At 69.6% G+C, this 12,274-nt stretch carries 14 protein-coding genes; 5 read left to right on the forward strand and 9 right to left on the reverse strand.

Features of this window, described 5'->3' with window-relative positions:
- Positions 1–64: 64 nt before the first annotated feature.
- Both BLT19_RS02495 and BLT19_RS02500 read right to left on the reverse strand, forming a co-directional pair.
- A complete protein-coding gene (locus BLT19_RS02495; protein WP_091485721.1) occupies positions 65–1,369 on the reverse strand; it encodes a chaplin family protein in 1,305 nt (434 codons plus the stop codon).
- 89 nt (positions 1,370–1,458) lie between these two features.
- Positions 1,459–2,457 (reverse strand): hypothetical protein, encoded by a 999-nt coding sequence (locus BLT19_RS02500; protein ID WP_157681733.1) that lies wholly within the window; start codon positions 2,455–2,457, stop codon positions 1,459–1,461.
- A gap of 595 nt (positions 2,458–3,052) precedes the next feature.
- Between BLT19_RS02500 and dnaB the strand changes: the two genes are divergently transcribed.
- On the forward strand, positions 3,053–4,435 hold the full coding sequence (gene dnaB / locus BLT19_RS02505) for a replicative DNA helicase (RefSeq protein WP_091485729.1): 1,383 nt from the start codon (positions 3,053–3,055) through the stop codon (positions 4,433–4,435).
- Here the strand turns inward: dnaB and BLT19_RS18170 are convergent.
- Genes BLT19_RS18170 through BLT19_RS02515 form a run of 3 tightly spaced genes read right to left on the reverse strand, consistent with a single transcriptional unit; the run spans position 4,390 to position 7,346 of the window.
- Positions 4,390–4,623, reverse strand: coding sequence for a GNAT family N-acetyltransferase (locus BLT19_RS18170; RefSeq protein WP_331710715.1), 234 nt, complete (start codon positions 4,621–4,623; stop codon positions 4,390–4,392). The two genes, dnaB and BLT19_RS18170, sit on opposite strands and share 46 nt — an antisense overlap.
- A 21-nt stretch (positions 4,624–4,644) precedes the next feature.
- Positions 4,645–6,315 carry an amidase gene (locus BLT19_RS02510; protein ID WP_091485733.1) on the reverse strand — a complete coding sequence of 557 codons (1,671 nt, stop codon included), beginning with the start codon at positions 6,313–6,315 and terminating at the stop codon, positions 4,645–4,647.
- Positions 6,312–7,346: an agmatine deiminase family protein gene (locus tag BLT19_RS02515; protein WP_091485737.1), complete on the reverse strand. Its 1,035-nt coding sequence runs from the start codon at positions 7,344–7,346 to the stop codon at positions 6,312–6,314. Before BLT19_RS02515 ends, BLT19_RS02510 begins: the two co-directional genes overlap by 4 nt.
- 95 nt (positions 7,347–7,441) lie before the next feature.
- On the opposite strand from BLT19_RS02515, the gene BLT19_RS02520 reads away from it, so the two are divergent.
- The 4 genes from BLT19_RS02520 to BLT19_RS02535 all read left to right on the forward strand — a co-directional run bounded on the left by BLT19_RS02520 (position 7,442) and on the right by BLT19_RS02535 (position 10,778).
- The gene (locus tag BLT19_RS02520; protein WP_091485742.1) at positions 7,442–8,083 is read left to right on the forward strand and encodes a TetR/AcrR family transcriptional regulator; all 642 of its coding nucleotides are present in this window, start codon (positions 7,442–7,444) and stop codon (positions 8,081–8,083) included.
- A 17-nt stretch (positions 8,084–8,100) separates the two neighbouring features.
- Positions 8,101–9,459 carry a pyridoxal phosphate-dependent decarboxylase family protein gene (locus BLT19_RS02525; protein ID WP_091493147.1) on the forward strand — a complete coding sequence of 453 codons (1,359 nt, stop codon included), beginning with the start codon at positions 8,101–8,103 and terminating at the stop codon, positions 9,457–9,459.
- Positions 9,460–9,487: 28 nt separating this feature from the next.
- Complete coding sequence (locus tag BLT19_RS02530; RefSeq protein WP_091485747.1) at positions 9,488–10,420, forward strand: hypothetical protein; 933 nt, start codon at positions 9,488–9,490, stop codon at positions 10,418–10,420.
- Positions 10,421–10,487: 67 nt separating this feature from the next.
- Complete coding sequence (locus BLT19_RS02535; RefSeq protein WP_091485751.1) at positions 10,488–10,778, forward strand: DUF3253 domain-containing protein; 291 nt, start codon at positions 10,488–10,490, stop codon at positions 10,776–10,778.
- Between the two features lie 9 nt (positions 10,779–10,787).
- On the opposite strand, the gene BLT19_RS02540 is transcribed toward BLT19_RS02535, so the two are convergent.
- From BLT19_RS02540 to BLT19_RS02550, 4 genes are all read right to left on the reverse strand, one after another.
- The gene (locus tag BLT19_RS02540) at positions 10,788–11,213 is read right to left on the reverse strand and encodes a DUF1579 family protein (RefSeq protein WP_091485754.1); all 426 of its coding nucleotides are present in this window, start codon (positions 11,211–11,213) and stop codon (positions 10,788–10,790) included.
- Positions 11,214–11,287: 74 nt separating this feature from the next.
- Positions 11,288–11,494 (reverse strand): hypothetical protein, encoded by a 207-nt coding sequence (locus tag BLT19_RS02545; protein ID WP_157681734.1) that lies wholly within the window; start codon positions 11,492–11,494, stop codon positions 11,288–11,290.
- 62 nt (positions 11,495–11,556) lie between these two features.
- Positions 11,557–11,715, reverse strand: coding sequence for a hypothetical protein (locus BLT19_RS17745; RefSeq protein ID WP_172825578.1), 159 nt, complete (start codon positions 11,713–11,715; stop codon positions 11,557–11,559).
- A 77-nt stretch (positions 11,716–11,792) separates the two neighbouring features.
- Positions 11,793–12,224, reverse strand: a complete 432-nt coding sequence (locus tag BLT19_RS02550) for a hypothetical protein (RefSeq protein ID WP_091485764.1) — start codon at positions 12,222–12,224, stop codon at positions 11,793–11,795.
- Between the last annotated feature and the right edge of the window lie 50 nt (positions 12,225–12,274).

Raw genomic sequence — 12,274 nt, forward strand, 5'->3', positions numbered from 1 at the left:
CTTTTCTGCCGACCGCGGGGTGAGCGGGCGAGCCGTTCCAGGCATGGACGGCTCGCCTGTCACCTCACGCGGCGCGGCGCCGCAAGACGAGCGTCATACCGGCTCCGAGCAGCACGAGTGCTGCCAGGAGCGGCCCGAAGGCGCTCATCCCCCCTGTTGCGGCGAGCATGGGAGCAGCGCTAACGGATGCCGCGAGGGCGGTCACGCCGTTGCTGCCCGGGGTGCCGGGTGTGCCGGGTGTTCCGGGTGTGCCAGGCGTGCCGGGGGTGCCCGGGGTGCCGGGGGTGCCGGGCGTGCCGGGGGTACCGGGTGTGCCCGGCGTCGCCGGAATCGTGACCGCCGTGCTGTCTCCGACCACCGAGACCGCGTTGCCTCCGATCGTGATCGGCAGCCAGATCGACGGGATCAGCTGGTTGCCGCTGAGGATGCCGTCTTCGCCAGTGGTGGTCGCGTCGGTGGTTCCTCCGGTGGGTGCCGGGGATGCCGGCGCTGCCCAGACGGCGGTGCTGCCTCCGATACCGGAGACCGCGTTGCCGCTGATGGTGATCGGGGCGACGATGTCGGCGTTCAGCTGGTTGCCGCTGAGGATGCCGTCTTCGCCGCTGGTGATGGCGTTGGTGGTTCCTCCGGTGGGTGCCGGGGATGCCGGGGCTGCCCAGACGGCGGTGCTGTCTCCGATACCGGAGACGGCGTTGCCGCTGATGGTGATCGGGGCGACGATGTCGGCGATCAGCTGGTTGCCGCTGAGGATGCCGTCTTCGCCGTTGGTGGTGGCGTCGGTGGTTCCTCCGGTCGTGACGGGCGCCGCCGAAGCAGCTGCCGCCGAGACCGCGGTCGAGTCGCCGATGACCGACACCGCGTTGCCCGTGACGGCGACCGGGACATCCACCGAGATGATGCCCTGATTGCCCGACAGGATGCCGTCTTCACCGGTCGTCCATGCGGATGTCTCGGCGGGCTGATCGGCCGGAACCGGAGCCGGGGCCGGTGCACTGACAGCCGCCGAGTCTCCGATGACCGACACCGCGTTGCCCGCGACCGTGACCGGAAGGTTCACGTCGACGAGCGCTTGATTGCCCGAGCCGATCCCCTCCTCGCCACTTGTCGTGGCGGCCGGCGCCGTTTCCGTGACCGGGCCGGTTGCCGCAGTCGCCGGCGCCGGTGCGCTGACAGCCGCCGAGTCTCCGATGAGCGAGACGGCGTTGCCGACGATCGACACCGGAGCGTCGAGGCTGATGAGGGCCTGATTGCCGCTGAGCAGCCCGTCCTCCCCCGTCGTGTCAGCCGCGTTGGCGGCTGTCGCGCCGAGGAGCGTGACGCCGCCGGCGATGAGCGTGCCCCACAGGGCGCGCTTGAGGAATGTCTTCATGATGATCGTTCTCCTTGAACGTGGTTGATCGGATGTGCGCGCGAAGGCGCGCGGGTATGCATGCCGCGCTGGGCGCGGCCGTACCCCGATCAGTCAGGAGAGACGTCTGTGGCGAATGTCGGCGCTGCGGGCGGCGCGTCGTTCTCGAGCCCGTTGCGTCGCACCCAGGCACGGTGTGCGACCACAAGGACGAGGGCGACGAGCACCCATGCGCCGGGACCCGCACCACCGGATCCCGCGAAGACGGAGTCCGCCGGCAGAACCGAGCGGAGAAGCTGCAGAAGGCCGCCGGCCCCGCTGTCCGCTGTGAGGAGCGCGTCAGCGACGGCGGCGTCCGCCGATGCCGCGGCGGCAGCGCCTGTCAGAAGCAGTGCGCGCAGGCCCGCGGTCGCATCGAACGCGGCTCGCGGCGCGTGCGTCGTCGTCGGCGCCGTGACGAGGCCGCCTGCGACCGGAGCGTCCGCGCTCGCGCTCCCGCCGACAGCGGGAGCCGCGTCACCGTCGACCGTGCCGGGTGCGTGGCCGCCGCCACCGCCAGGGTTGGACGACGCCGGAACGATCACCGCAGGGACGGTGCTGCCGACAGTTCCGGTCAGGCCTGAGGCCGCGTCGTCGACAGTGCCGGCCACGGAGGTGGCCGCGTCATCGACGCCGAGCGCGGTGACCACGCCGCCGACCACGGGGACCGAACTCACCAGGTCGACGACCGGGGTGACGACCTCCGTCACAACGCCGGATGAGGCGACCTCCTGCACCGGTTCGATGACGGCCGCTGTGGTGTCCGCAACCGCCTCCAGAACGGGTGCCGCGGGCGGGACGACCGTGGTGACGGTCTCGACGACGGGCTGCACGACGGGAACGACGGTGGTCGCGGTGTCGCCTGCGACATCGACCACTGTCCCGACCGTCCCGCCGACGGCGCCGGTCAGCGATGAGAGGACACCCCCGTCTTGATCCGCGTCCTCGGCGTGTGCATGCCCTGCCCCGAGTCCGAAGACCACGCTCAGCAGGAGCCAGGCGAACGCGATCATCACGCCGCCGATGGCGAGCTGCGCGGCCCGAGAGAGGGGCCGGTATGAGGAGTCCACGTTCACCTCCGATGCGTATCGAATGACGTCACTTGTTCGAGCGAACGAGTGTCGGGGTGCCTGGAGCCCTCAAAGTACTCCTGAATCGCGCAGCTGTCCATCGTTCATGCAGATGCATCGAACGCCCGTGCCGCGGGGTCGAGCCGGTTTGCGTTATCCCCGGAACTGTGCACAACTCGGCGCCGACACCGCAACCTTCAACGGGTACTTCAAACACATCCCAGTCCACAGACTGTGCAACGTCGAATCCCTGATCAGCGGGAAGAAACGGCTAGCCTCCCATCTGTGGTACCGCGGTTCTCCACAGGCGTTGTACACAGGCTTCCCGGCGTTTCGCGCAGACTCTCCACAGAGTTATCCACAACGCGTGTTGCGGCGGTGAAGACCGGTGCCTAGCGTGGGGTGCGGCCCAGGGGAACCACGATCAGCGCGTTTGCAGACGACGTTGTCGGACGTTCGTGCTCTGCTGTGAGCATGAACGGGGCGGATGCTGCGGCATCCGTTCTCGTCCCGCTCGAGCGGAGTTCGTCGTGCGCGCATCTCCTTCTCTGCTCGGCCGCTCACGCTGAACCCGACGACGTGGAGGATCATACGAATGTCGATCGCCGACATCTCCGACGAGCGTCTCGGCGGACCCCGCGAGCCGCGCGGCAGTGAACGAACGCCGCCGCATGACCTGCTCGCCGAGCAGAGCGCGCTGGGCGGCATGCTGCTGTCGAAGGATGCGGTCGCCGATGTCATCGAGACGCTGCGCGGCGCCGACTTCTACGTCCCCAAGCACGAGCTGATCTTCGATGCGTGCCTGAGCCTCTACTCGCACGGCGAGCCGACAGATGTCGTCGCGGTCACCGACGAGCTGATCAAGACGGGTGAGTTGCAGCGGGCCGGTGGCGCTGACTACCTGCACTCGCTGACCTCGATCGTTCCCACCGCAGCCAACGCCGGCTACTACGCGTCGATCGTCGCCGAGCGCGCACTGCTGCGACGCCTGGTGGAGGCCGGCACGCGCATCGTGCAGATGGGCTACTCCGGCCAGGGCGATGCGCTCGACCTCGTCAACAACGCGCAGGCCGAGATCTACGGGGTAGCCGGCCACGAGAGCGCCGACGACTACGTGCCGCTGACGATCGCGGTCGATGCCGCCGTCGAGGAGATCGAAGCCGCCCGCGGTCGCGACGGCCAGATGACCGGCGTGCCCACCGGCTTCGCCGAACTCGATCAGCTCACCAACGGCCTCCACGGCGGACAGCTGATCATCATCGCCGCGCGACCCGCGCTCGGTAAGTCGACACTCGCCCTGGACTTCGCCCGGTCGGCGGCGATCAAGAACAACCAGCCCACGATCTTCTTCTCGCTCGAGATGGGGCGCAGCGAGATCGCGATGCGACTGATGAGCGCCGAAGCCGCCGTCCCCCTGCAGGCGATGCGCAAGGGCACGCTCGATTCCCGCGACTGGACGACGATCGCGTCGGTCCGCGGCCGCATCAACGATGCTCCGCTCTATATCGACGACAGTCCCAACATGACGCTCGTCGAGATCCGCGCGAAGTGCCGGCGTCTCAAGCAGCGCGAGGGCCTGAAGATGGTCGTCATCGACTACCTCCAGCTCATGACCAGCGGAAAGCGCGTCGAGTCGCGCCAGCAGGAGGTCAGCGAGTTCTCCCGAGCCCTGAAGCTGCTCGCCAAAGAGCTCCAGGTACCGGTCATCGCGCTGTCGCAGCTGAACCGTGGTCCGGAGCAGCGTGCCGACAAGAAGCCCGCCATCTCCGACCTCCGCGAGTCCGGCTCCCTCGAGCAGGACGCCGACATGGTGATCCTGCTGCACCGCGAGGCGGCGTATGAGAAGGAGAACCCGCGCGCGGGTGAGGCCGACCTGATCGTCGCCAAGCACCGCAACGGCCCGACCGCGACGGTGACCGTCGCCTTCCAGGGTCACTTCTCGCGGTTCACTGACATGGCGCCCGGGGAGTTCGGGTAGTTGCCAGCGGGCTCGAGCTCCTTCACAAAGAAGAGGCGGTGTCCGTGCGCAGCATCCGGCTCCACTCTCGACGTCTCGACGAAACCAAGCTTCGCGGCGACGCGACGTGATGCCGCGTTCCAGTCCCGGATACTCGCCCACACTCGCGTGTAGCCCAGCGACGCCGCCCACGACAGGACTGCGCAGATCGTGCCCGATTCCGCGGTGCTTCAGAGCGTCGGGGTGCGCGGCGGCGGCACCCGACGAATGCGCGTCGCCTCGAACGCCTCGGCGAGCCTCAGCAGCGCGGTGTCGTCGTAGGCGCGACCGGCGAGGGTGAGGCCGACCGGCATGCCGATATCCGACATCGTGCCCATCGGCACGGTCACCGTCGGGATGCCGAGGTGGCGGATCGCGAGGTTGCCGTTGGCGACCCAGACGCCGTTGCGCCAGCCGAGATCGGCGGAGGACTCGTTCACGTCCATGTCGGCCGGCCCGATGTCGGCGACGGCCGGGAAGGCGACCGCGTCGAGACCGAGGTCGTCCATCCACGCCTCGAGGTCTGCGCGCCGGGTCTCTTCCAGGCCGCGGAGTCCGCCGGGGAGCTCGGGCATGTCGGCCGGACCCACACCGGGGTGTGCCCGGACCCATTCGGGATACTCGGCGATGTCATCATCGAAGCCCGTATAACGATCGGGCAGCGCGCCATCAGGCTGCGGGAAGATCGTCGCCCCGTCGACCTCGGCGAGGGTCGTGAGGCCGGGATCGCCGTTGGCGGCCAGGAAGTCCTCCCAGGCCCAGGCGGACAGGTCGACGATCTCGCGTCGCAGGTACTCCGGCCCCACCAGACCGCGCGTGGCGATCGTCGGCGCGCCGGGGCGGTCGCCCTCGTAGTTCGTCACGACGGGGAAGTCGACCTCGACGACCGTCGCGCCGGCGGCCTCGAGATCGCGGCGCGCCGCCTCCCACAGGGCGATGATCGAAGAGCGGGTCTGGATGCGGCGACCGGTCGGGCCTCCGATGCCCACGCCGTCGGGAGCGTCGTCGGCGTTGATGTACATGCGCGGGATGCCGATCCGTGCGCCGGCGAGCGTTCCACGGAGCTCGCGGTAGGACGCGGGGCGGACGCTCGACGCACGCGGGATCTCGACCCACGGCTGCACCCGCCAGAAATCGCCGCGGGCCTCGGTGTCGTCGGCGACGAGGACGTCGAGGACTTCGAGGAGGTCGGCCATCGTGCGGGTGTGCGGCACGACGACATCCATGGTCGGCACGAGCGGCCAGTTGCCCCTGGTCGAGATCACCCCGCGTGACGGCGTGTAGGCGCACAGCCCATTGTGGGATGCCGGACCCCGCCCACTCGACCAGGTCTCCTCACCCAGTCCGAACGCCGCGAAGCTCGCCGCGGTCGCGGTCCCCGAGCCGTTGGACGAGCCGGATCCGAACGGAGCCGTCAGGTACGCCGGGTTGTACGGGCTCTCGGCGCGGCCGTAGACCCCGCGCTGCATGCCGCCGTTGGCCATCGGCGGCATGTTCGTCAATCCGAGGCAGATCGCCCCACCGCCGCGCAGGCGCTCGATCGTGAACGCATCGCGCTGTGCGACGAGGTTCGCGAAGGCAGGGCTGCCCGCCGCGGCGGTGAGGCCCCGGACGAGGTAGGAGTCCTTCGCCGTATACGGGATGCCGTCCAGCGGGCCGAGCGTCTCGCCGCGCGCACGGCGGGAATCGGATGCCTCGGCCTCGGCGACCGCGTCGGGATTGCGCACGACCACGGCGTGCAGCTCGCCGTCGTGCGCGTCGATCCGAGCGAGGTGGGCGCGCACGAGGTCGACGGCGGTCGTGTCACCGGATTCGAGGGCTGCGCGCAGATCGGCGATGGATGCCTCGACGACGTCGATCACGTCGTCACCGAGGGCTGCTGCTGCGTGATGCAGTGGATCCCGCCGCCGCGCGCGAAGATCGCCCGCGAATCGACCGTGACCGCCCGTCGGCCGGGATACGTCTCCTCCAGGATCCGCCTGGCCGCGGCATCCGCTCGCTCGTCGCCGAAGCCGCAGGCGATCACTCCGCCGTTGACGACGAGGTGGTTGACGTAGCTCCAGTCGACGAACCCCTCGGTGTCGCGGAGCGTCTCGGGCGCGGGAAGGTCGACGATCTCGAACGAGCGGCCCGCGGCATCCGTCTCCTGCTCCAGGTGTGCGCGCAATGCGCGCGTCACGTCGTGATCGGGATGCCCGGGGTCGTTCTGCGCGTGCATGAGAAGACGACCCGGCGCGGGGATCGTCGCGACGATGTCGACGTGTCCGTTCGTCCCGAACTCGTCGTAGTCGCGGGTGAGCCCGCGCGGCAGCCAGACGGTCTTGGTCGCGCCGATCGTGCGGTGGAACTCCGCCTCGACGCGAGCCTTGTCGGCGTAGGGATTGCGGCGGGAGTCGAGCTGGACCGTCTCGGTCGCGAGGACCGTCCCCTCCCCGTCGACGTGGATGCCGCCGCCCTCGTTGACCAGCACCGAGCTCACGAGATCGGCGCCGACCTCGGCGGTCACGAACCGGGCGATCTCGGCCGAGCGTCGCCACTCCGACCACGCCGGTGCTCCCCAGCCGTTGAAGATCCAGTCGACTGCGCCGAGCACGCCCGGCCGGTCGTCGTCGAGGACGAACGTCGGGCCGAAGTCGCGCATCCAGAATTCGTCGAGCGGCGCTTCGATCAGCTCGACGGCAGAGCCGAGCATGCGGCGCGCGCGATCGATCTCGACCGGATCCACGACCATCGTGACGGGTTCGAAGTCGGCCACGGCGAGGGCGACAGCCGTCCAGGCGGCGTAGCACTCCGCCGCGTCGGCGGCGGTCTCGCCGAGCGTGATCCCGGGTCGCGGGAACGCCATCCACGTGCGATCGTGCGGCGCCGTCTCGGCGGGCATTCGCCAGGTCATCGGTTCTCCTCGGTCGCGGCGATCTTGTGCGATGATCGTCCGACGTGATATTGATCAAGTGATCAATACTGGAGAGTAGCGAGGGAGGACAGCCGATGTCAACGACCCAGACGCGTGCGCCCCGGCGTTCGCCCGCCCAGCGCCGGATCCTGATCTCCGCTGCCGCTCACGAGCTCGCGCTCAGCGAGGGGCTCTCGGCGCTCACCCTTCGAGCCGTCGCCGCTCGCGCCGGGGTGACTCCCGCGCTCGTGGCGCACTACGTCCCGACGATGGACCACCTCGTCGCGACGACGTTCTCGGAGATCGTCGCCGCCGAGCTGGACGACCTGGTGGGCCTCGTCGCCGCGGGCACCGCCGTCGCGCGTCTCGCGGTGATGCTCGGCAGCCTTCTGGACGGATCGCGCGATGACGTGACGCTCGTCTGGGTCGAAGCCTTCGCGCTCGGCAGGCGCAACGAGCCGCTCGCCGCCGCGGCCCGCGACGCGATGGACGACTGGCAGCGCGCGCTGCAGACCCTCCTCGCCGAAGGGGTCGCGGCCGGAGACATCCACGTGGAGGACCCCGCCGATGCCGCGTGGCAGCTGCTCGGCATGATCGACGGCATCAACGCGCAGTCCCTCGTGCGGTGGGGCGGCGCCTCCGATCGCTCGGCGCTGCTGTTGCGCGCTGTCGAGGGGATGCTCGGCATCCGCCGCGGCACCCTCGATCCCCGAACGTCGAACAAGGAGACACCGTGACGATTCACGCCGACGCGATGCATGCGATCACCGATGAGACCCGCGACACTGTCGACGGTGTCCTCGCCTACGCGAGAACCCGCGCGCTCTACGAGAACGTCCCGCTCGACAAGCCCGTCACGCCCGACCAGCTGGCCGAGACCGCTGCCGGCTCGATCACCGCCCACGGTATCGGTGCGCAGCGAGCGACCGCCCTGTTCGCCGATGTCCTCGCGCCCACGTGCCTCTCGATCGATCATCCCGGCTACGTGTCATTCATCCCCAGCGCACCGAGCAAGGCTGCGATCGCCTTCGACCTCGTCGTGTCGGCGTCGGCGATCTACGGCGGGTCATGGCTGGAGGGTGCCGGCGCCGTCTTCGCCGAGAACGAAGTGCTGCACTGGCTCGCCCGCGAGTTCGGTCTGCCCGAGGGCGCCGGCGGCGTCTTCGTGCAGGGCGGCACGATCGGAAACCTGTCGGCGCTCGTCGCCGCCCGAAGCGCCGCGCGCCTTCGCAACGCCGAGAACGGCCTCGCCGACCCGCCGCGGTTCAAAGTCGTCTGCAGCTCCGAGGCGCACTCGTCGATCGTCTCGGCGGCCAACGTCATGGACGTCGAGGTCGTGCCCGTGCCGACGGGCGCCGACGGGCGGCTGCACGGCGACGCCGTCGCATCCGCCCTCGATGAACACGCAGACGCGGTCTTCGCCGTCGTCGTCACGGGCGGCACGACGAACTTCGGCATCGTCGATGACATCGCCTCCGTGGCATCCGTCACGAAATCGCGCGGCGTCTGGCTGCACGTGGACGGCGCATACGGCCTGGCGGCGATGCTCGTGGAGCGGATGCGACCGACCTTCGCCGGGGTGGAGCTCGCCGACTCGGTGATCGTCGACCCGCACAAATGGCTCTTCGCGCCGTTCGACGCGTGCGCGCTGCTGTACCGCGACCCGGCGCAGGGGCGCGCGGCGCATACCCAGCACGCCGAGTACCTCGACACCCTGACCGAGCGACCCGACTGGAATCCATCGGACCTCGCGGTGCAGCTCACGCGCCGCTCACGCGGCCTGCCGCTCTGGTTCTCGCTCGCGACCCACGGGACCGACCAGTACCGCGCGAGCATCGACCACGGCATCGTCCTCGCCCGCGACATCGCCGACGAGATCGAGCGGCGCGACGGCCTCTCGCTCGTCCGCGATCCGCAGCTGTCGGTCGTCGTCTTCCGTCGGGAGGGATGGACGATGACCGACTACCAGGCGTGGTCGGACCGCCTCCTGGACGACCAGATCGGCTTCGTCGTCCCGAGTTCGCACCGGGGTGAGCCGGTGCTGCGTTTCGCGATCATCAACCCGCTGACGACGTTCGCCGTGCTCAGCGGCATCCTGGACACGCTCCGGTGACCATCACCGCGCTGGGTAGGCTGGCGCGGTGACACAGGCGACGCAGCGCTCGATCGGCGATGACCGCGAAACCCTGAAGGCGCTGCCGTTCTGGGTGCCCGCCGTCATCGGGGCAGCGGGCGCCGTGATCGGGATGCTGCCGTGGTGGATCACCGGGGCGCGACTGCCGTTGCAGAACGTGTGGGTGGACACGCCGCCGGCGGCGATGCCGATCGCCCTGCTGCCGTTCAGTCAGTATGCGATCTCGCTCGTGGTCGGTCTGCTGGTCACCGGCGCCGCTGCTGCCGGTCTCACGCTCCGCCTCCTGCGCGCGCGGCTGCCCCGTCGACCGATACTCCTCGCGCTCGGCGGCGTGCTGTTCGTGCAGGTCGTGGCGATCGGGCAGACCGCCGCGGTCGCCTCGACCGGGCTGCGGGAAGACTGGCGTGCCGATCTGTACTACGCGGCGCTGCTGAGCGGGATCGTGGTGACCACTCTGCTCGGGGCCGCGGTGCTGGCCCTGCTGGCCGCAACCCCTCCGGCGGGCGCGATCATCGGCGCGGCAGGTGGGGCGCTGGCCTTCTCGTTCTGGCTCGCCGGACTCAGCGCGGCGCTGGGATCGGCAGGTTCACCGCTCCTCCCGCTGCTCGAGGTCGTGCGATGGGCCCCCGCCGTCCTGATCGGATTCGCCATCGGCTGGTGGGGCATCGCCTCGGCCGGCCGTGCGGTCGCCGCCGTCGGCGCGCTGGCGTTGCTGTGGCTCGTCCCGGGCGTGACGACGGGGTTGGGCAACGCCGTCGGCTCGCGCGTCCTCGCAAACGACCTCCCCTCGATGCTCTCGTACGGTCTCGAGGTCACCCGCATGGCCTTGACCATGCCTGAGCTCGTGCTGCCGCCGCTGGTCGTGGCGATCGTCGTGGCTGTCGTCGTCGGCGCGGCGCGCTGGGCGATGCGGCGGGCGCGTCCGGCCGAGCAGCACTGACGCCGACGCGCCGCCAGGTGTTGGCGCGCACGACCATCGTGGTCGTTTCCAGGAGGAGACTGAAGACATGGATGCCGGAGCCGATGAGCCGACGACGGCCGGCGATCTCACCGAGACCGACCGCCGGCTCGAGGCGACGATCCTCGAGCTGCTCGGGCGTCGTGCCGCGGCATCCACGATCTGCCCGTCCGACGCGGCGCGCGCGATCGGCGGCGACGAATGGCGCGATCTCATGGAACCGGCACGCCGGGCCGCGCGCCGGCTCGTCGCCGCCGAGGAAGTCGACATCACGCAGGGCGGAGAGGTCGTGGACCCCTCCACCGCCCGAGGGCCGATCCGCATCCGTCGTCGTCGGTGACGGCATCCGTCAGTCGACTCGGGTCGCGACCCGATCGCACAGCGGCGCCCACTGCCCGTCAGGGCGGAACTCCCAGTGGTGCGTCTGGGTCCGTCCTTGGTCGGAGAACGTGATCGTCGCGCGCTCCTGATCGCCGGTGAACGTCCAGACGTCGCCATCGCGCTCGACGAGGTATTCCCGGGCGAATCCGTGGTTCTCCACGCTCCACGAGAAGTACGTGCCTCGATCCGGGTCCCACCCCAGGAAGCTCAACGTGTCGAACGGGCCGTTGGCTCGCTCGTCCTGCACGACGAAGAAGTTCCCGGAGTGCCAGCGTGCCGAGTGGATGCTGCGCCACGGCGATCCCTCCCCGCCCCCACCGTCGTTTCCGTATGCGGTGCCCTCCGCGGACCAGTCACCGAGGAACACCGCGAGTGCCTTCTGCTCATCTGTCATGAAACCCAGGCTGGACAGCGGGGATCCTCGACGGCAACCGGCTTGACGGAGATCCGCGCAGCACTTCCGCCGGATCAGCGCAACCGGGTCGCGCGCACCACGGCGTCGCGCAGTGCCCGCGTCCCGTGCGCTGTCATCACCTCGCGCGAGCCCTCGGTCGCGGTGTCGATCCGCCACTGGGTCACCTCGAACGTGGCGATGATGTCGGCGCCGGTGACGGATGCCTCGGCAGGATGCGCGTGACCGGCACCGGGCGCGGCCTCGTGGAGATGGGCGACCATCAGGAAGGTGCCACCAGGCGCCACCCGGTCGCCAGTCGCCTGTAGAAGTCCAGCTCCGGGGTCTATGCACTCCTGCGGATGTACCGGATCAGCCAGGCGATCACGGCGATGACGATGATGACGATGCCGATCCACAGGAGGAACTTCGCCGCCTCGACGAAGATTCCGAACAGCAGAAGCACGACACCGATGATGAGCAGGATCACTGCGAGTGCGGTCATGCTCCCACTGTGCCCGAGTCGGCGCTGCTCATGCCACCGCTTGACACCGGATGCCGCTGCGCGTCAGCCCCGACCCGTCACGAGACCGCTGTCTTGACCAGGTCGGCCAGCTTCTTCTTGGTCTGCGGCGTCAGCGCGATCAGCGCGAAGGCGGTCGCCCACATGTCGCCGTCATCCAGCGCCGCAGGCTGCTCGAATCCGATCGTGGAGTAGCGGGTCTTGAACTTGGACGCCGGCTGCATGAACACGAGGATCTTGCCGTCGGCGTTGGCGAAGCCGGGCATGCCGTAGTAGGTCTTGGGGACCAGGTCGGGCGCGACGTCGGCGACGATGTCGTAGAAGCCGTTCGCGAGGACCTGGTCCTCGTCGGTGAGCTTGGCGATCGCGTCACGGACCGCCTTCTCGCCGGCCTCACGATTCTTGCCGGCCTTCTCCTGCTCGCGCAGTTCCTTCGCGCGCTCCTTGACGGCGTCGCGCTCCTCCTGGGTAAGTCCGTCGGCCTTGGCCATGATGTTCTCCTTCGACTGTTCCGGCCGCCGTCTGCGGCGACGTTGAAGCC

Source organism: Microbacterium pygmaeum (assembly GCF_900100885.1).
Lineage (GTDB): Bacteria > Actinomycetota > Actinomycetes > Actinomycetales > Microbacteriaceae > Microbacterium > Microbacterium pygmaeum.